General features: G+C 70.6%; 26 protein-coding genes. 11 read left to right on the forward strand and 15 right to left on the reverse strand.

Features of this window, described 5'->3' with window-relative positions:
- Positions 1–46: 46 nt before the first annotated feature.
- From ACFOW8_RS25700 to ACFOW8_RS25715, 4 genes are all read right to left on the reverse strand, one after another.
- Positions 47–457 (reverse strand): VOC family protein, encoded by a 411-nt coding sequence (locus ACFOW8_RS25700; RefSeq protein ID WP_378554075.1) that lies wholly within the window; start codon positions 455–457, stop codon positions 47–49.
- A gap of 10 nt (positions 458–467) precedes the next feature.
- Positions 468–914 carry a helix-turn-helix transcriptional regulator gene (locus ACFOW8_RS25705; RefSeq protein ID WP_378554076.1) on the reverse strand — a complete coding sequence of 149 codons (447 nt, stop codon included), beginning with the start codon at positions 912–914 and terminating at the stop codon, positions 468–470.
- Between the two features lie 55 nt (positions 915–969).
- Positions 970–1,755 (reverse strand): N-acetylmuramoyl-L-alanine amidase-like domain-containing protein, encoded by a 786-nt coding sequence (locus ACFOW8_RS25710; protein WP_378554077.1) that lies wholly within the window; start codon positions 1,753–1,755, stop codon positions 970–972.
- A gap of 391 nt (positions 1,756–2,146) precedes the next feature.
- Positions 2,147–2,860 carry a DsbA family oxidoreductase gene (locus tag ACFOW8_RS25715; protein ID WP_378554079.1) on the reverse strand — a complete coding sequence of 238 codons (714 nt, stop codon included), beginning with the start codon at positions 2,858–2,860 and terminating at the stop codon, positions 2,147–2,149.
- A gap of 137 nt (positions 2,861–2,997) precedes the next feature.
- Here ACFOW8_RS25715 and ACFOW8_RS25720 point away from each other — a divergent pair, with 137 nt between their 5' ends.
- The 3 genes from ACFOW8_RS25720 to ACFOW8_RS25730 all read left to right on the forward strand — a co-directional run bounded on the left by ACFOW8_RS25720 (position 2,998) and on the right by ACFOW8_RS25730 (position 5,929).
- A complete protein-coding gene (locus ACFOW8_RS25720; protein WP_378554080.1) occupies positions 2,998–3,753 on the forward strand; it encodes a histidine phosphatase family protein in 756 nt (251 codons plus the stop codon).
- Between the two features lie 95 nt (positions 3,754–3,848).
- On the forward strand, positions 3,849–4,100 hold the full coding sequence (locus ACFOW8_RS25725) for a hypothetical protein (RefSeq protein ID WP_378554081.1): 252 nt from the start codon (positions 3,849–3,851) through the stop codon (positions 4,098–4,100).
- On the forward strand, positions 4,082–5,929 hold the full coding sequence (locus ACFOW8_RS25730) for a Na+/H+ antiporter (protein ID WP_449289780.1): 1,848 nt from the start codon (positions 4,082–4,084) through the stop codon (positions 5,927–5,929). The genes ACFOW8_RS25725 and ACFOW8_RS25730 overlap by 19 nt, the downstream gene beginning before the upstream one ends.
- Here the strand turns inward: ACFOW8_RS25730 and ACFOW8_RS25735 are convergent.
- A complete protein-coding gene (locus tag ACFOW8_RS25735; protein WP_378554083.1) occupies positions 5,905–6,471 on the reverse strand; it encodes a TetR/AcrR family transcriptional regulator in 567 nt (188 codons plus the stop codon). The genes ACFOW8_RS25730 and ACFOW8_RS25735 overlap by 25 nt on opposite strands.
- 214 nt (positions 6,472–6,685) lie before the next feature.
- On the opposite strand from ACFOW8_RS25735, the gene ACFOW8_RS25740 reads away from it, so the two are divergent.
- Positions 6,686–7,294 (forward strand): TetR family transcriptional regulator, encoded by a 609-nt coding sequence (locus ACFOW8_RS25740; protein ID WP_378554084.1) that lies wholly within the window; start codon positions 6,686–6,688, stop codon positions 7,292–7,294.
- A 10-nt stretch (positions 7,295–7,304) separates the two neighbouring features.
- Positions 7,305–7,961, forward strand: a complete 657-nt coding sequence (locus ACFOW8_RS25745; protein ID WP_378554085.1) for an enoyl-CoA hydratase-related protein — start codon at positions 7,305–7,307, stop codon at positions 7,959–7,961.
- A 3-nt stretch (positions 7,962–7,964) separates the two neighbouring features.
- Here the strand turns inward: ACFOW8_RS25745 and ACFOW8_RS25750 are convergent, their stop codons facing one another.
- From ACFOW8_RS25750 to mshC, 5 genes are all read right to left on the reverse strand, one after another.
- Positions 7,965–8,807, reverse strand: a complete 843-nt coding sequence (locus ACFOW8_RS25750) for an Abi-alpha family protein (RefSeq protein WP_378554086.1) — start codon at positions 8,805–8,807, stop codon at positions 7,965–7,967.
- A gap of 2 nt (positions 8,808–8,809) precedes the next feature.
- Positions 8,810–10,228, reverse strand: coding sequence for a hypothetical protein (locus tag ACFOW8_RS25755; protein ID WP_378554087.1), 1,419 nt, complete (start codon positions 10,226–10,228; stop codon positions 8,810–8,812).
- Between the two features lie 117 nt (positions 10,229–10,345).
- Positions 10,346–11,131: a universal stress protein gene (locus ACFOW8_RS25760; protein ID WP_378554088.1), complete on the reverse strand. Its 786-nt coding sequence runs from the start codon at positions 11,129–11,131 to the stop codon at positions 10,346–10,348.
- A 142-nt stretch (positions 11,132–11,273) separates the two neighbouring features.
- A complete protein-coding gene (locus tag ACFOW8_RS25765) occupies positions 11,274–13,715 on the reverse strand; it encodes a heavy metal translocating P-type ATPase (protein ID WP_378554089.1) in 2,442 nt (813 codons plus the stop codon).
- 113 nt (positions 13,716–13,828) lie between these two features.
- Complete coding sequence (gene mshC, locus ACFOW8_RS25770; protein WP_378554090.1) at positions 13,829–15,067, reverse strand: cysteine--1-D-myo-inosityl 2-amino-2-deoxy-alpha-D-glucopyranoside ligase; 1,239 nt, start codon at positions 15,065–15,067, stop codon at positions 13,829–13,831.
- 254 nt (positions 15,068–15,321) lie between these two features.
- Here mshC and ACFOW8_RS25775 point away from each other — a divergent pair, with 254 nt between their 5' ends.
- Both ACFOW8_RS25775 and ACFOW8_RS25780 read left to right on the forward strand, forming a co-directional pair.
- Entirely contained in the window at positions 15,322–15,744 is a 423-nt protein-coding gene (locus ACFOW8_RS25775; RefSeq protein WP_378554091.1) for a helix-turn-helix domain-containing protein, read from the forward strand.
- The gene (locus ACFOW8_RS25780) at positions 15,741–16,589 is read left to right on the forward strand and encodes an alpha/beta fold hydrolase (protein WP_378554093.1); all 849 of its coding nucleotides are present in this window, start codon (positions 15,741–15,743) and stop codon (positions 16,587–16,589) included. Before ACFOW8_RS25775 ends, ACFOW8_RS25780 begins: the two co-directional genes overlap by 4 nt.
- Positions 16,590–16,634: 45 nt before the next feature.
- Here ACFOW8_RS25780 and ACFOW8_RS25785 read toward each other — a convergent pair whose 3' ends face one another.
- The 5 genes from ACFOW8_RS25785 to ACFOW8_RS25805 all read right to left on the reverse strand — a co-directional run bounded on the left by ACFOW8_RS25785 (position 16,635) and on the right by ACFOW8_RS25805 (position 20,159).
- Positions 16,635–16,901 (reverse strand): hypothetical protein, encoded by a 267-nt coding sequence (locus ACFOW8_RS25785; protein ID WP_378554094.1) that lies wholly within the window; start codon positions 16,899–16,901, stop codon positions 16,635–16,637.
- A gap of 141 nt (positions 16,902–17,042) precedes the next feature.
- The gene (locus ACFOW8_RS25790; RefSeq protein WP_378554095.1) at positions 17,043–17,840 is read right to left on the reverse strand and encodes an SCO1664 family protein; all 798 of its coding nucleotides are present in this window, start codon (positions 17,838–17,840) and stop codon (positions 17,043–17,045) included.
- A 4-nt stretch (positions 17,841–17,844) separates the two neighbouring features.
- A complete protein-coding gene (locus ACFOW8_RS25795) occupies positions 17,845–18,432 on the reverse strand; it encodes a DUF3090 domain-containing protein (RefSeq protein WP_378554096.1) in 588 nt (195 codons plus the stop codon).
- A gap of 50 nt (positions 18,433–18,482) precedes the next feature.
- Positions 18,483–19,187, reverse strand: a complete 705-nt coding sequence (locus ACFOW8_RS25800; protein ID WP_378554097.1) for a histidine phosphatase family protein — start codon at positions 19,185–19,187, stop codon at positions 18,483–18,485.
- A gap of 30 nt (positions 19,188–19,217) precedes the next feature.
- Positions 19,218–20,159: an undecaprenyl-diphosphate phosphatase gene (locus ACFOW8_RS25805; RefSeq protein WP_378554098.1), complete on the reverse strand. Its 942-nt coding sequence runs from the start codon at positions 20,157–20,159 to the stop codon at positions 19,218–19,220.
- A gap of 220 nt (positions 20,160–20,379) precedes the next feature.
- On the opposite strand from ACFOW8_RS25805, the gene ACFOW8_RS25810 reads away from it, so the two are divergent.
- The 4 genes from ACFOW8_RS25810 (at position 20,380) to ACFOW8_RS25825 (ending at position 24,387) form a co-directional block, all read left to right on the forward strand.
- Positions 20,380–21,345: an aldo/keto reductase gene (locus tag ACFOW8_RS25810; RefSeq protein WP_378554099.1), complete on the forward strand. Its 966-nt coding sequence runs from the start codon at positions 20,380–20,382 to the stop codon at positions 21,343–21,345.
- Between the two features lie 17 nt (positions 21,346–21,362).
- The gene (locus tag ACFOW8_RS25815; protein ID WP_378554100.1) at positions 21,363–22,373 is read left to right on the forward strand and encodes a heme/hemin ABC transporter substrate-binding protein; all 1,011 of its coding nucleotides are present in this window, start codon (positions 21,363–21,365) and stop codon (positions 22,371–22,373) included.
- A 71-nt stretch (positions 22,374–22,444) separates the two neighbouring features.
- Positions 22,445–23,497, forward strand: coding sequence for a FecCD family ABC transporter permease (locus ACFOW8_RS25820; protein ID WP_378554675.1), 1,053 nt, complete (start codon positions 22,445–22,447; stop codon positions 23,495–23,497).
- Positions 23,494–24,387, forward strand: a complete 894-nt coding sequence (locus ACFOW8_RS25825; protein ID WP_378554101.1) for a heme ABC transporter ATP-binding protein — start codon at positions 23,494–23,496, stop codon at positions 24,385–24,387. The genes ACFOW8_RS25820 and ACFOW8_RS25825 overlap by 4 nt, the downstream gene beginning before the upstream one ends.
- The last annotated feature ends 94 nt before the right edge of the window (positions 24,388–24,481 follow it).

The raw sequence follows: 24,481 nt of genomic DNA on the forward strand, positions 1-24,481 counted from the left end.
TAGGTCGGTCGGCGTCGCCGGGTCGATGGTAGTCGCGGGGTCCGACTCATTGGATTTGCTGAATGCGGATCAGGTTGCCCGCTGGGTCGCGGAAGGCGCAGTCGCGGACGCCGTAGGGCTGGTCGGTGGGTTCCTGGACGACCTCGATGTCGCCGGCTTGGAGCTTGGCGAACAGGCCGTCGAGGTCGTCGGTGGCGAGGTTGACGCCCGCGTAGGTGCCTTTGGCCATCATTTCGGTGATGACGCGGCGTTCGTCGTCGGTGATGCCGGGGTCGGCGGCGGGTGGGTGCAGCACGATGGCGGTGTCGGGCTGGCCTGCTGGGCCGACGGTGATCCAACGCATGCCGTTGTAGCCGACGTCGTTGCGGACTTCGAAGCCGAGGGCGTCGCGGTAGAAGGCGAGGGCGGCGTCGGGGTCGTCGTGGGGCAGGTAGGACTGGTGAATGGTGATGTTCATGACGACCACGCTAATGACCGGTGGCGGCGGGTGCTTCTCGATTCCTGATCGGTCTGGTCACCTTCTTGACCTCGCACGACGGCATTCCCGCTGTGGGCGCGGACTGGTGTCGCTGCCGGTAGACGCTGGGTGGGACGCCGACGAGTTCGGTGAAGCGGGTGCTGAAGGTGCCGAGTGAGGACGAGCCGACCGCGAAGCACACCTCGGTGACGCTGAGGTCGCCGCGGCGCAGCAGCGCCATGGCGCGTTCGATGCGGCGGGTCATCAGGTAGGAGTAGACCGATTCGCCGTAGGCGGCGCGGAAGCGGCGGCTGAGGTGGCCGGCGGACATGTGCACGCCGCGGGCGAGGGCTTCGACGTCGAGTGGCCGGGCGTATTCGCGGTCGATCCGGTCGCGGACGCGGCGGAGCAGGGCGAGGTCGCGCAGGTGCTGGGATCGCTCCGGCGTGCTGGGCATACGCCCGATTCTCGCATGCCCGCGATGTGGTTGCCGATGGTTAGCCGACGTGGTGTCAGCGGGGGCGCAGGACGACGATGCCGGGGACGGTGCGCAGGTAGTCGGCGAGCGGGGTGTCGACGACCCGGTGGTCGGCGAGCGAGGACGCGTTGCGGAACACGGCCCCGTCCGGGGTCCGCACGATGATGCCGACGTGGGTGACGTCGAGCCCGGCGTCGGTGGTGTAGGCGCCGAGGAAGTCGCCGGTGCGCAGGGCGGCCACCACTCCCCCGTCGACGGCGGCCGACGGGATATGGGTGATCGGCCGGTCGACGACGGGGATACCGGGCAGGTACATGCTGCCGTCGGCTTTGGCGTTGAGGTGTTTGGTGGTGGTGACAGCGGTGGGGCTCAGGGTCGCGGTGATGTCGGTGGCGAGCGGGCGGCCCGCACCTGCCCAGTCGGTGAAGAAGTGTTTGCGCTGGGTGAATTCGACGCGGCTGTCGAAGTAGCGGGTGGCGATCAGGTTGGCGGTGAATTCGTCGCGGTCGGCGGAGCGGGAGGCGGCTTCGACGTAGTCGAGCAGGGTGAAGCAGTCGACGCGGCGCAGGTCGATGACGAGTTGTTCGGGTTCGGTGGCCGACCCGATGAGCATGTCCGGCCCGTAGGGGGTGCCGAGCAGCCGGGCCGACAAGCGGGCGAGCAGGTCGCCTCGGTCGAGATCGCCAGCTTCGGCGCGGACGGCGAGCAGGTCGTCGATGATGCGGCCGGTGGTGTCGTCGACGGCGGGCGCGGCGGGCGCAGGTCCCGCGGCGCAGGTCAGCGCGGCGAGGACGAGCAGGATCCGGACGAGGGTGCGCAAGTCGCCTCCAGCGGTCGATCGGTGCGGCGGTGTCCACCGTAGCGCGGGTCGGGACGCGGGGAGTCCGCAAGCGGTTCGAGTCTTGTCGTTGCTGTGCGCCGGACCGATCGGGCTGCTCGGGGTGCAGCGCGGGCTGGAGGTCCACGTCCTGGACCGCACGGCCGATGGCCCGAAGCCGGCGCTGGTGGCCGATCTGGGGGCGACGTTCCATACGGGGTCGGCGCTGGTGTTCGGCTCGGTGAACGCGAATCGGCGGCACTACGAGCTGGCGACGGCCGATGCGGGGTGGCTCGGCCGGTTGATCACCCGGCGGCTGCCGTTGGAGCGGGCGCTGGAGGCGATCGGGTCCGGCGCGAACGCCGATATCAAAGTTGTTGTCGACCTGCAGGTTTCAGCTCGGGCAGCCGTCGGGTCCGCAGGCGGGGGCGTTGTCGCCGTCCACGGTGATCAGCGGTGCGGTGCGGTCGTTCCATGCGGTGGTCAGCGCCTGGGTGAACACCTCGGTGGGCTGGGCGCCGGAGACGGCGTACTTGTTGTCGAAGACGAAGTACGGGACGCCGGTCGCGCCGAGCTGGGCGGCGTCGCGTTCGTCGCGGCGCACGTCTGCCGCGTAGGCGTTGGGGTCGGCGAGCACTGCCCTGACCTGGTTCTCGTCGAGCCCGGCGCGGACCGCGATGGCGACGAGGCGTTCGCGGTCGCCGAACACGGGTTCCGGTTCGGCGAAGTTGCCGGCGTAGAGCGCGTCGAGCAGGGCGTCCTGGCGCCCCTTCTCGAGCGCGAAGTGCAGGAGGCGGTGCATATCGAAGCTGTTGCCGTAGTCGCGGCCGCTGCTGCGGTACGGCAGGCCGAGCTGGGCGGCCTGGGCGGCGATGGCACGTTCGTTGGCGGCGGCCTGGTCGACGCCGATGCCGTACTTGGCGGCGATGCGGGGGATGACGGGCCCTGTCTGGTCCGCGGGCAGAGCGGGGTCGAGTTCGAACGAGCGGTGCACGACCTCGACCTCGTCGCGGTGTTCGAATTCGGCGAGCGCGGCTTCGAAGCGGGCTTTGCCGAGGTAGCAGAACGGGCAGTTGATGTCGGTGAAGATCTCTACCCTGGTGGTCAAGCGGGCCTCCTCTCGGCGGCGGTTCCGCCGAACTGATCTGGACAGGCGTACAAGTTTCGGGGGGTGCAACATCGGCGGTATCGCCGCTATTCCCTGGCGCGTCCGGGCACGACAGGACGAGCGGGAAGGTGTTTCCGATGGTCATCGAACCGCGGAGAGGATGGGTGCAGGTGCCGGAGGGGTTGCCGGTCCCCCGTGCGCTCGGTGGGCTGTGGGCGGTCCGGCACGCGCAAAGCGTCGCCAACGCCTGGTACGCGGATCCGGCGACCGAGCAGCGCCCGATGCGCGGCACCGACGCGGAGGTCGAGCTCACCGAGTTCGGGCTGTGGCAGGCGGGATGTCTGGGCGAGTGGTTGGCGGGGCTGGCCGGGGCGCAGCGGCCGACGCTGGTGGTCTGTTCGCCCTACCTGCGGGCCCGGGTCACCTGGGCGGTGATGGCCGAGGCCGCGGCGACCCGCAACCGGCACCTGCGCCCGATCCGCACCCTGGTCGACGAGCGGTTGCGGGACCGCGAGATGGGCGTGTTCGAGCTGCACCCGTACCGGGCGATCCGGCGCCGCTCCCCCGCCGAGGCGACGCGCAGGCAGCAGGTGGGCAACTGGGTGTATCGCCCGCCCGGCGGTGAGTCGCTGGCGGATGTGGCGTTGCGGGTGCGCGGCTTCCTCGACGAGCTGGATGTGGTGGCCGCGGGCGAGCAGGTGCTGGTGGTGAGCCACGACGCGGTGGTGCTGACGATGCGCTATGTGCTGGACGGGCTCGGCGCTCCAGTACCCGATTCGGTCGAGCCGGTGCCGAACGCGTCGGTGTCACAGTGGCGGCGGGAGGGTCCGCGGCTGGCGCTGCGGGTCTGGGGCGCGGTCGGCCATCTGAGCGGCGACGAGCAGGTGGGCTGAGTACGTCGTTGTCGGCTCGGATTCGCCGCGCGATCGGCGGTGCCACGGCGTGGTCGCGGCCCTGCCCGCCAGGTGGCGGCCGTCGTGGGGATCGAGTGACCGGGTCAGCAACGGCGTGTGGGCACACCGCGCTGGCCAGGACGCTCGGCGCGGCGCTGATCATCAGCGGCAACGCGCTGTTCAACGTGGGCGGGCGGATCCTCGTGCTGCCCGCCGCGGTGTGTGTCGGGCTCGGGGTCGGGGCCAGCCTCGGCGGTGTACCTGTGGTCGGTGATCGCGCCGCGCACGGCGGCCACCTGAGACCGGTGGAAGAATGCCGACCGTGGACATGGCGATCGGTGTGGTGATTCTGGTCGGCTCCGCGGCCGCGCTCGCGGCACTGGCGCGGCGATTCGGGGTATCGGAGCCGCTGGTACTCACGGTGGCCGGGGTGGCAGCATCGTATCTGCCGATGGTGCCGCAGGTGCATCTCGAACCGGAGGTGGTGCTACTTGGCCTGCTGCCCCCGCTGCTCTACACCGCGGCGCTGCGCACCTCGCTGGTCGACTTCAAGGACAACGTGCGCACCATCGTGTCGCTGTCGGTGGGGTTGATCCTGTTCACCACCTTCGCGGTGGCCGTGGTGGCGTGGTGGCTGCTGCCCATCCCGTTCGCGGCCGCTGTCGCGCTCGGCGCGGTGGTCGCGCCGCCGGATGCGGTGGCGGCCACCGCGATCGCGCGGCGCACCGGGATGCCGCGCAGCATCGTGACCGTGCTCGAGGACGAGTCGCTGTTCAACGACGCCACGGCGCTGGTGTCGTTGCGCAGCGCGATCGCGGCGATGGCGGGTGCGGTGACGGTCGCGCAGATCGGCGGCGACTTCCTGATCGCCGCGGTCGGCGGTGCGGCGATCGGCGCCGCGGTGGCGGCCGCTCTCGCGCTACTGCGCACGCGGATCAACGATCCGGTGCTCGACACCTCGCTGTCGCTGCTGGCGCCGTTCGTGGCGTATCTGCCCGCCGAGCATGTGCACGCCTCCGGGGTGATCGCGGTGGTGACCTGCGGGATGATCCTCGGGCACGGGGCACAACGCTGGCAGGGCGCGGCGTCGCGGGTCGCGGAGTCGACCAACTGGCGCACCATCGGTTTCCTGTTGGAGAGCACGGTGTTCCTGGTCATCGGTCTGCAGGTGCGCTGGATCGTGGAGGGAGCGTGGCGCAGCGGGCTCGATCACACCACGCTGCTGCTGGCGGCCGCGGCGGTGCTGGCCGCGGTGTTGCTGGCACGCCCGATCTGGGTGTTCACGCCGGTGCTGCTCGCCCGGCTGCTCGGGCGCCCCACCGAACCGTTGAGTCATGCCGCGGTGGTGTCGTGGGCGGGGATGCGTGGTGTGGTGACATTGGCGGCGGTCCTGCTCCTGCCCGATTCCACTCCGCAGCTGCCGGTGCTGGAATTGCTGGCGCTGGTGGTGGTCGGCGGCACCCTGCTGGTGCAGGGCACGTCGCTGCCGTGGCTGGTGCGTCTGCTGCGGTTGCGCGGGCCGAGCCGCGCCGAAGACGCGCTGGCGAAAGCCGAACTGCTGCAGCAGGCCTCGACCGCGGGTCTGGCCGAGCTGGACCGGCGGATCGAACCGGACACGCCGGCACCGGTGATCGAATCGCTGCGGCAGCGGTTGCAGTGGCGCACCAACGCCGCGTGGGAACGTCTGGGTAGGCCGGAGGCCGAGGTGGCGACACCGACCGCGGAGTACCGGCGGCTGCGGCTGGCGATGCTCGACGCCGAACGGGCCGCGGTGCTGCGGGTCCGCGATGCGGGCACCGCCGACTACGAGGTGCTCCAGCACGTGCTGGCCCGCCTCGACCTCGAGGAATCGATGATCGACCGGTTCGACGAGGCCGATGACGAACCGCGCGTCGAACCGCTCACCGGGGCGACGGCCACGGGCTGCACGCATCTCGAACACGCGCCGCTGCTGCGTGAACCGGCCGGGGCGCTCGAATGCGCGCGGTGTGTCGAGGAGGGCCTGACCTGGGTGCACCTGCGGCTGTGCACCGACTGCGGCTACATCGGATGCTGTGAGTCCTCGCCGGGCAATCACGCCACCGCCCACTTCGCGGCGACCGCGCACCCGGTGATCCGCAGCATCGAACCCGGTGAGGTGTGGCGCTGGTGCTATGTGGACGAACTGCTGGGCTGACGGCGATGGGAGTAGATCAGGCGCGCGTACTCGCCGAGTAGTCGGTCGAGTTCGGTGGGTTCGCCGGTGGCGGCCAGCTGCTGGTAGCCGATCAGCATCGCGATGCCGAGCTCGGTGACCACGCCGGCGGTCTCGGTGTCGCCGACCACGCCGTCGATCACGCGCTGCGCGGTCCGGCGCCGGGACTCGTCGACCCGTTTGACCGTCACGTGCACCGAGTCGTCGTTGGCCGCCCAGGCCCGCAGGGCCGCTTCGGCGCCGTGCTGGAGCCCGCCTGCCAGCTCCGACATGGCGCGCACGTCGGCGTCGGGGTCGCCGTGGCCGACGTCGAGGGCCTGTAGTTCGCGCATCTGCCGGTGTTCCCAGTGTTCGAGCAGGGTGTCGACGAAGCCTTGCCAGGATCCGAAATGGTGGTAGAACGAGCCGCTGGTGACGCCGAGCCTGCGGCACAGCACCCCGATGTTGAGACCTTTGAAGCCGAATTCGGCCAGCACCGTCACGGCGGTGTCGTAGTACTGCTCCTTGGTGACCACTCGGGACATCGCGATGCCGATCTGTTCGTGCGGACAGGACCGAAGAATGCGAACAGTACCCGATCGTAACGAGGGTTCGTGCGGGCGTAACGAAGACTGTTCTATGCCCGAATCCCGCTAGCCGGTCACGAAATCCTCAGTGGCAGAACATAATTCATGCTCCACCTGCAGCCATGTACCTCCGGATGGAATAACAGAGCAGACGCTCTGTAAACTTTTGTTCATGCCGAGACCGCGCATCCACGACCCCGAGACCGTCCTCGACGCCGCCGAACGGCTCGCCGCCGAGTCCGGTCCGGCGGCGGTCACGGTGCGCGCGGTCGCCGCCGCGACCGGGGTCTCCAACGGCGCCTTCTACCACACCTACGCCTCCCGGCAGGAGGTCCTGGCACGCACCTGGGTGCGCGCGGCCCGCCGCTTCCTCGCCCTGCAGGCCGCCGCCGTGGACCGCGCCGTCACCGCCGCCGATGCCGCGACGCGCCTGGACGCGGTCGTCGACGCCGCCGAGACCCCGGCCCGGCTGGCCGACACCCATCCCGACTCCGCCCGGTTGCTGCTGCTCGTCGACCGCGACGAACTGCTGACCGGCCCGCTCCCCCCGGAACTCGCCGAGCAGATCACCGCCACCGAGCGGGCGCTGCGCACGGTGCTGATCCGGCTCGCGCGGGCCCTGTGGGGCCGGGCCGACCGGCGCCGGGTCGCCACCGTCACCACCTGCCTGGTCGACCTGCCGACAGCGCTGCTGCTGCGCCGCGACCAGCTCACCGATCCCCTGGCTCGCAAACATCTGCGGGCCGCTGTCCGTGCCGTCCTCGACGTCGGCCCCCGCTGAAAGGAAACCCATGCCCACCCTGCGCCACCACGACGCGATCGCGATCCTCGACCTCGGTGACGGGGAGAACCGCTTCTCCCCCGATTTCCTCACCGAGGTGCACGCCCACCTCGACACCGTGGTCGCCGACGGTGCGGCCGCGCTGGTGACCACCGCGTCCGGCAAGTTCTACTCCAACGGTCTCGATCTGGAGTGGCTCTCGGCCAACGGTGACCGGGCCACCGAGTATGTCGCCTCCGTGCACGCCCTGTTCGGCCGGGTGCTGACGCTGCCGATGCCGACCGCCGCCGCGATCGTCGGCCACGCCTTCGGCGCGGGCGCCATGCTGGCGATGGCGCACGACTACCGGATCATGCGCGCCGACCGCGGGTTCTTCTGCTTCCCCGAGGCCGATATCCGCATCCCGTTCACCAACGGCATGGCGGCCCTGATCCAGGCGAAGGTGCCGCCGAAGACCGCCGTGGCGGCCATGACCACCGGCCGCCGCTACGGTGGCGCCGACGCGGCGGCATGCGATCTGGTCGACGCCGCCGTGCCCGAGTCCGCGGTGCTCGACTCCGCGCTGGCCACCCTCACCCCGATCGGGGTCAAGGATCAGCCGACGATGACCGCGATCAAGTCGGTGATGTTCGGCGAGGTCATCGCGGCGTTGCGCGGCAAGGACTGACCGTCACGGCAGCCGGGGGCCCTTGCCCAGATAGACATCACCGCGATCGTCACTGGCCCAACCACCCCCGGTGTAGTCGCCGAGCACGAAACACGCGTCGCAGAACTGCTTTCCGAACACCGACAGATAGATGCTGCGATAGGAGCTGATGGCGCGCATCTTCACCGACTTGTAGGCGGCCTGCGCGCTCGGCTGCGCCTCGAGGAACGCGTACCTGCGGAAGTCGGCGACCGGTTCGGTGGAGAACCGCACCAGCCCGAGCCTGCTCAGGTTGCCCAGATAGTGGTGATCGCGGTCGGGTAGGGCGCAACCGGCCATGTAGGCGATCATGTTGATGCCGTCGGCCAGGCGCTGGGACCCGATCCCGAACGGGGTCTTGGTGCGGATGTCGATGGCCGGTTGCGGTCCGGCCACAGCGAGGAAGCGCAGGATGCGGGCCTCGTCGGGGGTCAGGTCGTGCAGGATCGGCACGAACGAGGGGTGCAGGTCACGCGGCTGCTGGGCCGAGTCCCAGCCCTCGGTGATCATCGCCCCGCCCATGGCCCGTAGATCCTCGGCGCCGATCGCCTGATCGCCGCTGCCGTACACGCCGGAGGCGGTGCTGGTCAGGCCGAGCGCCGACAGCGCGATCTTGCGCAATGCCTCGACCCGTTCGTCGACGATCTGCGAGATCGGTTCGCCCGCACGGATATCGTCGGCCAGGTCGGTGGCGGTGTGCAGCGCACCCTTGGTGACCGCGCCGACGATATGACGCAGCGACAGCCCGGCGATGCGCGCCAAGCCCACCAGGTCCGTGGGGATTCCGGGTTCGGGCGCCGGTTCGGGCAGGTGGTCGCGATCGTCCATGCTCACGCTCCGAAAACCAGCAGGTGCAGGGCGCCGACGAGGACACCGAGTACCCCACCGTGCAGGTAGAGCAGCCAGGCGTCCTGTTCGATGGCGGTGTACAGCATTTCGACGAACTCGTCGGGCGGCAGTTCGCGCAGCTTCTCGGTGGCGAGCCGGTCGACGCTGGCGGCCGTGGACTGCGAGAACTCCACGTCCTCGACCAGCCACGGCTTCATCTCCGTCGCCAGGCTCACCCCCGCGGTGGCCTGGATGGCGTCGAACTGGGCAGGCCCGACCGCGAGCCGGGTCACCGAACGCAACGGCCCGAGCACCCGGTCGATCTCCGCCTTCAGGAAGTGCGCGATGACCGCCCGGGTCTTGTCCCCGCTCGGCCCGTCGAGCAGCTGTTCGGTGACGACATCGAGGGTGACGATCTGGTAACCGATCGCGTGCCCGAGATCGGCGGCCGCCTGATGCTGACGTTTGGCGAACTTCGCGACCCGCCACGGGTATTTGTAGCGGGGCTGCGGAGTGGCAGGCTCGAACACGACCTTGATGGCGATGATATTGACGACCACGCCGACGATGGAGGCGCCGAGCAGCACCCACAGCCAGCCGGGCAGCAGATGCACGATGGTGTACAGCCAGCCGGGCAGCTGGATGTAGGCGGGAGTGTCGCCGTGCGGAGTGCTGTAATGCAACAGCGACAACCACAGCGCCACGATCACCCCGAACGGGAAGCCGAGCACGCCGCTGCGGGTCATGAACCGCAGCTCCGGCGCCCCGAGCCCGTAGATCACATCCTTGAGCAGTTCGGGACGGCGCCGCAGATACCCGACGACCATCAGTTTCACATCGAGCAGCTGATCGATGTTGGCGCCGATGAAGTCGAATGCGCGGTCGGTGATGGCAGGCAGCTCGGCCTCCACCCGTGAGTACACCACTTCCCTCGCGCGCGGCGGCATGTCGGCCCACAGCTGCGGATGCTCGGTGGTCATGATGTTGTCCACCATGGCGCGCACGTTCGGCAGCGCCACGTGCGCGACCTGCGCGGAGATCTTGCGCGGATCCATCTGGTCGAAGAAGTCTTTGGCGGTGCCGATCTTGGCGACCGCGTTGTCGACCATCAGGCTGGCCATCTTCTCCGCGCGGGCCGGGATGAAGCCCTGGAAACCGAGGATGCCGCCGGGGGCGAAGGTCGGCAGGATCTGCACCTTGCGCGGCAGCAGCGGGAAGATCGTCTTGAGGCCCGGCACGTAGAAGCCGGTGAACCGGACCGGCGCGAACAGCATGATCACCCCGGTCCAGTTGGTGATCAGCCCGGCCATGGCACTGAAGATCGGAATGCTGATCATGTCGACCCAGAACCTGCTCAGGCCGGTCATTTCCTCCCAGTCGAGCAGGCCGAAGAAGCCCGCCGCCTCGATCCCAGCATTCATCCGGCGTCCACTCCGTCGTGTTCCCAACCGCGCACGTTGCGGTCATCATAGGTGACCGAACTGCGAGTTCCGGGCGACTTCGGAAGTTCCGGGCAAAACCGGAGCAAACCGAAGCTGTCACGGATGGGTGGTGTTCACCAGGAGAAGGTTGGTGTCGATGTCGTGGGAGACCTTGTTGGCGACCGAACCGAGCAGGCGGGCGGGACCGCTCATGCCACGATTGCCGATGGCCACCAGGTCGTACTTCCAGGCGGCGTTGCAGATCGCTTCGGCTGCGGGCACTCCGGTCAGCACGTCGTGGCCGAACAGGCCGGGGTCGGCCACCTCGGCGGTGGCCGCCACCTCGGCCAGGGTGGCGGCGCCGTCGTCGTCGGTCTTGGCCGCGGTCACCAGGAACGGGCGGGCCCCCAGCGCGACGGCCAGGTCGTAGCCGCGGCGCACGGCGATGATCGAGCTCGCCGATCCGTCGGTGGTGAGCCCCACTGTGGTCCAGCGCTTGGGGACCTTGTGGGTGAACAACACATCCGTTTCGCTGTGGTGCGATACATGATTGGCGGTCGAACCGCGTAGCCGCGCCGCCGAGCTGCCCAATCCGCCGCCGCCGATCACCAGTAGCGTGCCGGGTTCGGCGACCGCGTAGTCCAGCAGCACCGGCCCGGCCGAACCGGGCAGCTCGGCGCGGCGCACCACCGGCGCTCCCCCGGCCAGCAGTACATCGGCGGCGGCCGCGGTGATCGCCGCCGCCCACGTGGCATCGGTGCCGCTCTTGCGGCCCGCGTCCTTCCACACGGCCAATGCGGTGACCGCGACATCGAGGCGCCCGGCCGATTCTGCGGCGACGGCGACCGCCGTCTGCGCCGATTCCGAACCGTTGGTCCCCACCACGATGCGCTGGTACCCCATGTGACGCTCTCCGATCGACGGCAGGTCAGCTGCGCTTGGCGTCAGTATAGACATCGCGCACTTCCAGCAACCGATGCCGACGAGCCACGGCCGACTGTCTGCGCCGCGTCCTCGACCACCGTGGCGCCGGTGTCGGCACAGGTCACCGAGCCGGTGGCGCGGGCAGCTTCAGCTGTTTCAGATGCAGCGCGTTGAGCGCCACGATCAGACTCGACCCCGACATGGCCATCGCCGCGATCTCCGGGCGCATCGTCAGCCCCCACGGTGCGAAGATTCCCGCCGCGATCGGCAGCGCGATCCCGTTGTAGCCGACCGCCCAGGCCAGATTCTGGCGTTCCTTGCCGACCGTGCCGCGGCCGATGCGCAGCGCGGTCGACACGGTGAACGGATCCGAGCGCATGAGGACCACGTCGGCGGTCTGGATCGCGACGTCGGTGCCCGCGCCGATCGCGATGCCGAGATCGGCCGTGGCCAGTGCGGGCGCGTCGTTGACACCGTCGCCGACCATCGCCACCGTGCGCCCGGCTCGCTGAAGCTCGGCGATCCGCTCGGCCTTGTCCGCGGGGAGAACCTCGGCGATCACGGTGTCGATGCCGAGGCCGTCGGCGATGCGCTGGGCCGTGGCGTGATTGTCGCCGGTGAGCATGACGACGTCGATGCCGAGTTCGTGCAGGGCGGCGACCGCGGCGGCGGAGGTCGCGCGCGGGGCGTCGGCCAGCGCGATCACCGCGGCCACGGTGCCGTCGATCGCGACGAGCACCGCGGTGTGCCCGGACGCGGCGAGCTCGTCGCGGTGCGCGGCCAGCTCGGCCACATCCACGTGCTCGGTGTCGAGCAATCCCCGATTGCCGACAAGGACTCGATGCCCGTCGACGGTCGCGATCGCGCCCCGCCCCGGCACGGTGGTGAAGTCCGTCGCCGACAGCGACAGCGCGTCATGCGCTTTCGCGTAGTCGACGATCGCCGTCGCCAGCGGATGCTCCGACTCGCGTTCCACCGCCGCGGCCAGTGCCAGCACCTGCCCGAGCTCGGTTCCCGGCGCGATCACCACATCGGTGACCTCCGGCGCACCCCTGGTGAGAGTTCCTGTCTTGTCCAGCACCACCACATCGATGCGGGCGGAGTCCTCCAGCGCGGTGGCGTTCTTGAACAGCACGCCGCGCCGGGCGCCGAGGCCGGTACCGACCATGATCGCGGTCGGTGTCGCGAGCCCGAGCGCGTCGGGGCAGGTCACGACCACCACGGTGATGGCGAAAAGCAAGGCCCGGCTCAGGGACGCGCCGGCCAGCAGCCACGCCGCGAGTGTGCCGAGACTGCCGACCAGCGCGACCAGGGTGAGCCAGAACGCGGCCCGATCGGCCAGCCGTTGACCTGGCGCTTTCGAATTCTGCGCCTGCTGCACCAGATCCACGATCTGGGCCAGGGCGGTGTCGGAGCCCACCTTCGTCGCCCGCACCCGCAGACTGCCGGTGGTGTTGATGGTCGCGCCGATCACCGGCGCTCCGGGTTCCTTGTGCACCGGCAGGCTCTCGCCGGTGACCATGGACTCGTCGACTTCGCTCGTGCCGTCGAGTACCGTGCCGTCCACGGCGATCTTCGCGCCCGGGCGCACCAGCAACACGTCACCGACGGCCACCTCGGCGGTGGGTACCTCCACCTCCGCACCGTCGCGTAGCACCACGGCTTTCGGTGGCGACAGGTCGAGCAGAGTGGTGACCGCGTCGTTCGCGCCGCCCCTGGCCCGCATCTCGAACCAGTGCCCGAGCAGCACGAACGCGGCGAGCATCGTCGCGGCCTCGTAGAACACCTCACCGCCGCCGGTGAGAGTCACCGCCAGCGAGTACAGCCATCCGGTGCCGATACCCACCGAGACCAGCACCATCATGTCGAGGGTGTGGGCGCGCAGCGCCTGCCATGCCCCGGTGAAGAACACGGTCGAGGAGTAGAAGATCACCGGCAGGCTCAGGATCAGCGCCCAGACATCGACCCGCAAGCCGAACGGAACCGGCAGGTGCAGGCCGAGCATGCCGGTGGCCATCGGCGACCACAGCATCACCAGGGTGGCGAAGACGACGGCGACGAGGAACCGGTTGCGCATGTCGCGGGCCATGTCGTCCATCGACATCGCGGCGGCACCGCCATGGTCGTGCCCACCGCCGGTGCCCGCGTGCTCGGTGGGCACCGCGGTGCTCGGTGGCGGCGCCGCGTCCCGGCCCGGCGGCTCGTCGACGGGTGCCGCCGGAACGAGCGCAGGCGCGGCCCGCTCGTGTCCTGCGGGCGGGGATGCCGGGACCGGGGCGCGCACGGTACCCGGTGACGGCTCACTCAGTGGATCGCACAGGTGGTTCGGCACCGAGCGGCCCGCGCAGTGATAGCCGCACTCGTTGACCCAGGTGCGCAGCTCGGCGACCGTCGTCCGGGTCGGGTCGTAGACGACCGTCGCGGTATGGGCGACCGGGTTCGTGTCGACCGCCAGGACGCCGGGCCGCCGGGTCAGCGTACGGGTGAGCACCGCCCGTGAACTCGCGCGCGGCACGCCCCCGACGTGCAGCACGACCGTCGCGGTGTGGTCGGTGTCCGGCATCGCCGCTCCCGTCCGTCGGTATACGCGACGCGACCGCGCCACGCGCCTGGCTCCGGTGTCGACGGTACCCGCGAGTTCGCGCGGCGACGCCCGATCGGGTCAGCCGCGACCGGTCAGAGCGTGATACCGAGCAGGGCGTCCACGGCCTCGCGGATCAGGGTGGGCGCGGTGGGGTCGGCACCGCCGTAGGTCACCGCCTGGGTGGCCCAGCTGTCGATGGCGTCCAGCGCTTTCGGCGTGTCCAGGTCGTCGGTCAAATGCTGACGCAGCCGCGCGACGGTGTCGGCGGCCGCGGGTCCGGTGGCCAGGCTGCCCGCTTCGCGCCAGCGTGCCAGGCGGGTCGTCGCCCTGGTGAGGACCTCCTCTGTCCACATCCGGTCCTGGCGGTAGTGCCCGGCGAGCAGGCCGAGGCGGATCGCGGCGGGGTCGACGCCGGAGCGGCGCAGTTTCGACACCAGCACCAGGTTGCCCTTGGACTTCGACATCTTCTCCCCGTCGAGCCCGATCAGCCCGGCGTGCACGTAGTGGCGGGCGAAGCGGCGGGTTCCGGTGATCGCCTCGGCGTGCGCGGCCGAGTACTCGTGGTGCGGGTAGATCAGGTCCGAGCCGCCGCCCTGGACGTCGAACTCGGTGCCGATCCGGTTCAACGCGATCGCGGCACACTCGATGTGCCAGCCGGGGCGGCCCGCGCCGAACGGCGCCTGCCAGGACGGTTCACCGGGACGTTCGGCCCGCCACAGCAGGGCGTCGATGGTGTCGCGTTTGCCGGGGCGGTCGGGGTCGCCACCGCGTTCGGCGAACAGCGTCTCCATGGTGGCGCGGTCGTAGCCGGACTCGTAGCCGAACTGTTCGGTGGCGTCGGTGCGGAAGTAGATGTCGGGGTATTCGGCGTCGTCGACGACGTAGGCGGCGCCGGCGGCGAGCAGTTTCTGCACCAGTTCCACCACCTCGTCGACCGACTCGATGGCACCGATGTAGTCGCGGGGCGGGAGCACCCGCAGCGCGGTCATGTCCTCGCGGAACAGCTCGATCTCGGAGGTGCCGAGGTCACGCCAGTCGACGCCGTCGCGGGCGGCGCGTTCGAACAGCGGGTCGTCGACGTCGGTGACGTTCTGCACGTAGTGCACGGCGTGGCCTGCGTCGCGCCACAGCCGGTTGATCAGGTCGAACGTCAGGTAGGTGGCGGCGTGGCCGAGGTGGGTGGCGTCGTAGGGGGTGATGCCGCAGACATACATCGTCGCGGTGGCACCGGGGGTGACCGGGCGGATCTGCCGGTCGGCGGTGTCGTACAACCGCAACGGCGGCCCTGCTCCGGGGACGGTCGGTAGGGCGATATCGGACCAGGACTGCATGATTCGAGGGTAGAGCCCCGGTCGGCGCGTCCGGCTCGCGGGCCGGTCGGACCGGTGTCGGCGAGGTCACAGCGGTGGCCCGCCACCTGCGCACGAGCCGTTCCCGTCGCCGCGTCAAGGGTTGCGCTCACCCAGATTCGCTCGCACCTGTCCCGAGACCGATCCGCCGCGAGGTGCGCACGACCGGCTCACTCAGCAATATTCCTCATACATACCTATTGTTCCGTATCAGTACATTCGTTTAACGTATCTTTATGACAGATCGCCTGTACTCGGTCGAGCAAGTCGCGGAACTGCTCGGACTGCATGTACGCACCGTCCGCAGTTACGTCCGTGACGGCAAACTGCCCGCGGCCCGTATCGGCAAGCAGTACCGAATCGCCCACGACGACCTCGAAGCCTTCACCGGGCTGCCGATCACCGCGCCCACCTCCCCCACGCACGCCGCGCACGCCGACGTGTCCTGCATCGTCGACCTCGACGGCATCGACCGCGCCACCGCCGACCGGATCACCACGCTGCTCACCGCCTCGGCCGCGACCCGCGGACCCGGCCGGTCGGTGCGGGTGCACACCGGCTACGACCCGGACCGCGCCCGGCTCGAGGTCGTCCTGCTCGGCGGTCTCGTCGAGACCGCGCGCCTGCTCGAATACATGGACGGAGTACTCACCTCATGACCGGCATCTACAAGACCGAAGACGGCCGCCTGGCCATCGCGCGCCGCTATCGGGCACAGCTGGACGCCTGGCCGGTCCCGCGCGAGGAAATGCGTGTACCCACCGCCGCGGGCGAAACGTTCGTCATCGCCTCAGGACCCACCGACGCGCCCGCCCTGGTCCTGCTGCACGGCTCCGGCGCCAACTCGGGGACCTGGCGAGGCGACATCGCGGACTGGTCGGCGATCTTCCGGGTGTACGCGGTCGATCTGCCCGGTGAACCGGGCGGCAGCGCGCCCACCCGGCTACCACTGGACACCGACGCCACCGCGTCCTGGTTCGACGAGGTGTGCGACGCGCTCGGGCTCGACTCGTTCGCCCTGGTCGGGATGTCACTGGGCGGCTGGACGGCGCTGGACTATGTGCTGCGCAGGCCCGGGCGAGTGAACACGCTGGTACTGCTGTGCCCCGGCGGACTGGGCAGGCTGCGATACGGCTGGCTGGTGCGCAGCGTGCTCGCGCGGCTGGTGGGCACGCACAGCGTGCGCGAACAGGCGCGCACCGTGCTCGGGCTCGGCGACGATCCGGCCGCCGAGGACATCCTCGACGAGGTGGAACTGGTCTTCACCCATTTCTCGGCACGTTCGGGCACGCTGCCCCGCTTCGGCGCCGAACGCTTGCAGGAGGTGGACATCCCTGTCCTCACCATTGTCGGCGAGCGCGACGCCCTGTTCGACGCGGCGCAGACCGCGGCGCTGGCCCGCGCCGGATTCCGGCGGGGCGAGGTCCGGCTGCTGCCCGGCATCGGTCACGCGGTGCTCGGGCACACCGCCGCGGTGCGCGAATTCGTGCGCGCCGCGGGCTGATCGTGGTGTCGCCGCGCGTCGGGAGCGGCGACACCACTCAGCGGGTCACTGCTGGTAGCACTGCACATTCATGGTGTCGGCCTCGGGACCGAAGTGCGGCAGCGCGTAGTAGGCGGCACCGACCTGGTCGGCGGCCTCCACGGTGACCTCGGGCAGCGGCGCACCGGTATTGCGGTCGGTGGCGGTGCACACGAAGGTCTTCTCGGTCCACCAGCTGCTGGGGAAGGCCTGCGCGGGCGCGGCGACCGCGGCGGCGGCACCGGTGACCAGCAGCGCGGTAGCGGTGGTGGTGACGAGGGATCGGGTCGACATGAACATCCTCTGCTCTGCGTTGTATGACGAAAGTGCTTGCAGCACACTAGCACCGGCCCCGACCCGGAAAAGCAGCATCACCGTACCGCACAGCGGCGTGCCGCGCCACGGAATCACCGGACCCGGTTCGGCGCCGACGGATCAGAATGCGGGCCACGGTATCGGGCGGGCCGAGTTCGGCAGCGGCATCACCGGATGCTCCAGCAGGTACTTGGTCCGTTCGACGAGGGCAGTGATCTCGGCGTCGGTGATGTGGTCCGCGAGCGAATCGGCCACGGCGCCGGGCAGATTCGTGGCGAACGCAGTGATGTCGCCGATCAGCGACTCGTGCACCGGACGCCCCGCCCACCCCCACAGCACCGTGCGCAGTTTCGGTTCGGTGTGCAGACAGATGCCGTGATCGACACCGTAGACCTGGCCGTCGACGCCCTCGAGCGCGTGGCCGCCCTTGCGGTCGGCGTTGTTGAGCAGCAGGTCCAGCACCGCCATCCGCTGCAGGCGCGGATCGTCGGCATGCACCAGCGACACCTCCCTGCCCTCGCCGTCCATCGCGCGCAGCACCTCGCAGAAACCGTCGGGCACGGTCCCCGGCCGCACCAGATCCACCAGGTCGAGGCGCTGCCCGCTGTCGGTGTGGTTGTCGACCGCTCGCACCCAGCGCTGCACCATGCCCGGCCCGAACGGGCCGTCGCGCAGCACGGTCTCCGGGATGACGCCCCAACCGAGCTGCTCGGAGATCAGATACGAGGCCACCTCGCGGCCGGCGAGAGTGCCGTCGGGGAAATCCCACAGCGGGCGCTCCCCGCGCACCGGCTTGTACACCACGCGCAGCGGGGCGCCGTCGGGTTCAGGTGCGGCGATCTCGCAGACCAGGGTCAGATTGCTGGCGATCCCGACCCGGCCGACGATCTCCAGCTCGCCCTCGGTGAGCACCGGCACGCGTTCACTCCTCGTCGAGCTCGGCCGCGCCGAAGATCTCGCCGCGCTTGTAGCCGTTGGTGCGCACGCACATGTGGCCGCGCGCCGACAGCGGTTCCCCGCACAGCGGGCACGGCGGCCTGCCCGCCGCGATCACCCGCGCCGACCGCAACGCGAACTCGCGCGCCTGGATCGGGGTGAGGAACACCCGCACCGCGTCGGGGCCCTCGTCGGTGTCGTCGAGCACCACCGATTCGTCGACCTCGGTCTCGGTGATCGCCAGCAGCTCCACCACCACGGCGCCCGCGTCGGCGTCCCAGCCCAGCCCCATGGTGCCGACCCGGAACTCGGTGTCGATGGGGGTCACCAGCGGGTCGACATCGCGCACGTCGTCGCCCTGCGGGGGCACATCGGCGCCGAACCGGCGCGCGACCTCGTCCAGCAGCAGCCCCATCCGGTCGGCGAGGACCTTCACCTGCTGCTTCTCCAACAGCACGCTGACCACGCGCGGTTCCTGCACGGCCTGCAGGTAGAACGAACGATCGCCCGGTTCACCGACGGTCCCGGCGACGAAACGATCGGGGGTGCGGAATACATGGATTGCGCGTGACACATGCACCTCCTGATACGTGACCCTGATCGACACTCACGACAGCATTCCCCCTACGGAGAATCGCGGTGTCCCGCATTCCCATTATCCGCGCCGTCGGGGACCTCTCCACCCGGAGCCGGTGCCGCGGTGACGGCGAGCGCGGACAGATCGGCCCCGGTGTCGTTGAACTTCCACACCGACGGCCCGGTCGGGCGGTAGCGCACCACACTGATCGAGGCGGGTTCCACCGCGATCCGCTGGAAACTGTCCAGGTGCAGGCCGAGGGCATCGGCCAGGATCGATTTGATGATGTCGCCGTGCGCGCACGCCACCCACAGCACGTCACGGCCCGCCCGCTCGGCGAGCCCGCGTTCGGTCTCCCTGATCGCGGCGACCGCCCGCTGCTGCACCTGGGCCAGGCCCTCCCCACCGGGGAAGACCGCACCGGAGGCGTGCCGCTGCACGACCTTCCACAGCGGTTCGGTGAGCAGTTCGGCCAGCGGCCTGCCGGTCCACTCGCCGTAGTCGACCTCGATGAGCCGTTCGTCGTGCTCGGGCTCGAGGCCGAGCTTCTCGGCCAGCGGCGCGACGGTGCGCTGGCAGCGCAGCAGCGGCGAGCTGGCGATGTGCTCGATCGGCAGCGCGGCGAGCCGGTCGGCGACCGCGGCCGCCTGCTCGGTACCGCGCTCGGTGAGCGCCACACCGGGGGTGCGCCCGGCCAGGGTGCCGCCGATGTTGGAGGTGGACACTCCGTGCCGGAGCAGGATCACCGTCATGGGACCAGCCTAACCATCGCCCGCCACCGCTCAGGTCGCCGAGATGACGCCCGCGGTGAGCAGACCCATCACCGCGAGGCCGACGATGATGCGGTAGCCGACGAACCAGTACAGCGAATGCTTGCCGACGAACTTCAGCAGCCAGGCCACCGACGCGTAGCCGACCACGAACGACACCACCGTCGCAACCAGCAGCTGCGGGCCACTGGCGTTGAGGCCCGCCCCGGCCGGCTCGAACGCGTCCGGCAGGCTGAACAGCCCCGACGCGGTCACCGCGGGAATGGCGAGCAGGAACGAGAACCGCACCGCCGCCTCGCGCTCCAGCCCGAGGAACAGGCCTGCGGTCGAGGTGGCGCCGGAGCGCGATACTCCGGGGATCAGCGCCAGGCACTGCGCGAAACCCATGACGATACCGTCGCGGGTGGTGAGCTGCTCGATCGAGCGTTCCTTCTTGCCGAAGTACTCACCGGCGGCGATCACCAGCGCGAAGGCCACCAGCATGAACGAGACGAGCCACAGGTTGCGGGCGCCGGTACGGATCTCGTCCTTGAACAGGAATCCGAGCACCCCGATCGGGATGGTGGCGATGATCACGTACCAGCCGACGCGGTAGTCGAGTTCGCGCTGGGCGTCACGTTCGTGGGCCTCGCGGGCGCTGCGGTCCATCACCGGCAGTTTGGTGGTGACCCGGTCACCCACGGCGACGGCCTGCTGCGAACGTTCCCGCCAGCGCATGGCCAGGGTGGTGAACCAGGCGACGACGATGCGCTGGATGTCCTTGGCGAAGTACACCAGCACCGCGGCCTCGGTCCCGAGCTGGGTGACGGCGGTGAACGACGCACCCGCGTCGCTGCCGAAGAACACCTCCGACACGATGCGCAGATGCCCGGAGGAGGAGATCGGCAGGAACTCCGTCACTCCCTGTACGAGCCCGAGTAGCAATGCCTGGAACCAGGTCATCGCTTCGCCCACCACGTCCTCCTGCTGCTTCGTGCCCGAAAGAGGTTGTCCTCGGCGGGCTTTTGCCACATCGGTCCGCGCGCGGGGCGCGACCTCGCAGCGACCCTACCCGGCGCGGTGCGCCGCTGTCGCCCGCCCACCACCCGAGATCCCGCCCGGCGCGGGTCGTCGCGGCGGTGCCCATGCCCGCGCCCATTACGCTGGACGCCGTGACGAAAACACGGGCGCGGTGATGGAACAGCGGACGGTGGGACGCAGCGGCCTTCGGGTGTCGCGGATCGGTCTGGCCACCCACACCTGGGGCACCCATACCGATGCCGACGAGGCTTCGGTGCAGCTGGCGGCGTTCACCGAGGCCGGTGGCACCCTGGTGGATCTGTCGCCCGGCTACGGTGGCGGCAAGGCGCAACGGATCCTGGCCGACCTGCTCGGCGACCTGGTCTCCCGTGACGAGCTCGTGCTCAGCGGGTGCGCGGGCGTGGTGTGGCACGGGCCGGGCACCGGGATCGGCGACACGGTGCCCGCGGCGCCCGTGGTCGACGGCTCGCGGCGCACGCTGCTCGCCCAGCTGGATCGGACGCTGCGCGAACTCGGCACCGATCATCTCGACATCTGGAGCATCGCGGCCTGGGACCCTTATACCCCGCTCGACGAGGTGGTCGCGACCGTCGAGCTCGCGATCAGCTCCGGCCGCACCCGCTACGCCGGCGTGCGCGGGTTCGCCGCCTGGCAGCTGGCCGGTCTGGCCGCGATCGCGCCGATCACCGCGATCCAGACCCCGTATTCACTGCTCGCGCGCGGCACCGAGACCGATATCGTGCCCGCCGCCCGGCATCACGGGGTGGGGGTGATCGCCTCGGCGCCGCTGGCCGGGGGCATCCTCACCGGCAAGTACCGCGACGGCGTGCCCGCCGATTCGCGCGGCGCCGACGAGGCGACGGCGGCGGAGATCCGGCGCAGGCTCGACGACGAGCGCGCGATCCGGGTGGTCGACGCGCTGGTCACCGCGGCCGACGGGCTCGGCACCTCGCCGCTGGCCGTGGCGCTGGCCTGGATCAGGGACCGCCCCGGCATCGCCAGCATGATCGTCGGTGCCCGCGATATCGGCCAGCTCACCGGCGTGCTCGCCGCGGAGACCCTCGAACTGCCGCGCGCGATCGCCGCGGCGCTGGACGATGTGAGCGCCCGCCCCGAATGATGGCTAGCCTTACCTTCATGACACTGCGTGGTGTGCTGACGACAACGGTCGCGGCCGTGCTGCTGACCGGTACCGTCGCCTGCACGGCGAGCGAACCCGCATCGACTGCCACGTCCGGCGGCCCGGTGACCGCCCGGATCGCCGAACTCGACCCGGTCCCGATCGGCGAGCCGCCCACCCCGGCGCTGCCGGCGACCGTGCGCTCCTTCGACGGCAGCGAGGTGACGGTCACCGACGCCTCCAGGATCATCGCCGTCGACCGGTACGGCACCCTCGCCCAGACCGTGTACGCGCTGGGACTCGGCGCCAACCTGGTCGGACGCAGCACCTCCGCCTCGTTCCCCGCCGTCGCCGACGTGCCGAACGTGGCGGCCGGCAACGGCAGCCTCAGCGTGGAAGCGGTCCTGGCGTTGCGGCCGTCGGTGTTCCTCACCGATACCACCAGCGCCGCCCCCGCGGTCCGCGAACAGCTGCGAGCGGCCGGGGTGAACGTCGTCTACTTCGACCCCGACCGCACCATGGCCGGAGTGGTCCCGCAGATCCAGGCCGTCGCCGACGCGCTCGGGGTTTCCGACGCAGGCGCACGGCTCGGTCAGCGCACCAGCGACGAGATCGCGATCGCGACCGCCGCGATCCCAGTGCAGAACCCGCGCCCGAAGATCGCGTTCCTGTACCTGCGCAGTACCGCCATCACCATGATCGCGGGCCCCGGCTCCGGCGCCGACTCGCTGATCACCGCGATCGGCGGGATCGACGCCGGGACCGCGGCCGGGGTGAGCGAGCCGTTCACCGCCATCACCAGCGAGGCGATGATCGCCGCCGCCCCCGATGTGCTGTTGGTGATGTCGGACGGCCTGACCTCGGTCGGGGGTGTCGACGGGCTGGTCCAGGTGCCGGGGATCGCGCAGACCCCCGCGGGCCGCGACCGGCGGGTGGTCGACATGGCCGACGCGGTCCTGCTCAGCTTCGGCCCCAACACCGGCCGGGTGATCTCCGCGCTGGCCGACGCCGTGTACGGGTCGGCGTGAGCGCGGGCGACGCGCGCATCGTCGACCTCACCGAGTCCGCGCCCCGCATCGACGACGCGACCCCAGACCCGTTGCCGCAGCCACGGCACCGCGCCACCCGGGTCACCGTCGTCTTCGTCGTCGCCCTGATCGCGCTGGTGGTGCTCGCGCTGGTGTCGGCGGTGCTGGGCCAGGTGCCGACGACCGCCGCCGAAGTCCTCGGCAGCGTGGCGCACCGGATCGGGCTCGACCTCGGGCCGCTGCCCGCGCACCCGGCAGGCGAGGTGACGCTGTGGGAGGTGCGTTTCCCGCGCGTGCTGCTCGCGGTGCTGGTCGGGGCCGCGCTCGCGACAGCGGGTGCGTTGTTGCAGGGTGTGTTCGCCAATCCGCTGGCCGAACCAGGGGTGATCGGTGTCTCGGCGGGCGCCGCGGTCGGGGCGGGCACGGTCATCGTGGTCGGCGGCGCGTTCGTCGCGTCCTGGTCGGTGGCGCTGGCCGCGTTCTGCGCGGGGCTGCTCACCACCGCGCTGGTGTATCTGCTGTCGCGCTCGGGTGGTCGCACCGAGGTGGTGACACTGATCCTGACCGGCGTCGCGATCAACGCGTTCGCGGGCGGGCTGATCGCGCTGCTGCTGTTCGTGGCCACGCCCGCCGCGCGCGATCAGATCGTGTTCTGGCAGCTGGGCAGTCTCAACGGGGCCACCTGGTCGGCGGTGGCGGTCGTCGCGACACTGGCGTCGGTGGGGGTGGTGGCGGCGGTCGTGGTCGCGGGGCGGCTGGATCTGCTCGCGCTGGGCGATTCCGCGGCACGGCACCTCGGCGTCGATGTGGAGCGGCTGCGCCGTGAGGTCATCGTGATCGTGGCGATCCTGACCGCGGCGGGGGTGGCCTTCAGCGGCATCATCCTGTTCGTCGGGCTGATCGTTCCGCATGTGGTGCGGATGCTGGTGGGGCCGGGGCATCGGGTGCTGGTGCCGTTGAGCGCGATCGTCGGCTCGGTGGTGCTGCTCGGCGCGGATGTCGTGGCGCGGACCCTGGTCCACAATGCCGACCTGCCGCTGGGCATGCTCACCTCGCTCATCGGCGGGCCGTTCTTCTTCTGGCTGCTGCGGCGGACCAGGGCACGCGCGGGAGGCTGGGGATGACCGGCGTTCAGGATCCGGACGTAACCGGCGCGCACAGGTCGTGGTCGATGCGCGCGCTGTTCGCCCGGCCCGCCGATGTGCCTGCCCGGCCCACACCGGGCACCGTCACCCTGCGCGCGACCGGTCTGACGGTCCGGCGCGGGCAGCGCACCGTCCTCGACGACGTGGATTTCCAGGTGGCCGCGGGCGAGATCGTCGCGTTGGTCGGCCCCAACGGTGCCGGCAAGTCGAGTCTGCTCGCCGCGCTCGCCGGGGAACTGCCCGCCGACGGCGGGTCGGTGCAGCTGGAAGGTCACGCCCTCACGCACTGGTCGCACGCGGAGATGGCGCGCCGCCGTGCCGTGCTGCCGCAGTCGCACACCGTCGGGTTCCCGTTCACCGCCCGCGAGGTCGTCGCGATGGGACGCGCCCCCTGGCTGCGCACCCCCGCCGCCGACCGCGACGACGAGCTGATCGCCGCGGCGCTGGCCGCCACCGATGTCACCCACCTCGCGGGCCGGGTGTTCCCGTCACTGTCCGGCGGTGAGCGCGCCCGCGTCGCCCTGGCACGGGTGCTGGCCCAGGACACCGCGACCGTGCTGCTCGACGAACCGACCGCCGCACTCGACCTCGGCCATCAGGAGGCCGTGCTCCGACTCGCCGCCGACCGGGCCGCGGCGGGCACCGCGGTGGTGGTCGTCGTCCACGATCTCGGCGTCGCCGCCGCCTACGCCGACCGCGTCACCGTTCTCGCCGACGGCCGGGTCGCCGCCGACGGCCCACCCCGCGAGGTGCTCACCCACGAGTTGCTCACCGCGGTCTACCGCCACCCGGTCGACGTCTTCGACCACCCCACCACCGGCGCCCAGCTGGTGCTGCCCGAACGCGGCCACGGCAGGGCCGGCTCGTGACGCCGAGCAGCGGCCGCGGTCGTCTTCTCGGTGGAGCGAACGTGCCGTGCCGCACCCCTGCACGCTGAACCCGGCACGGTGCCACCGCCGACTC

The organism is Nocardia rhizosphaerae (assembly GCF_042650365.1).
Taxonomy (GTDB): domain Bacteria; phylum Actinomycetota; class Actinomycetes; order Mycobacteriales; family Mycobacteriaceae; genus Nocardia; species Nocardia rhizosphaerae.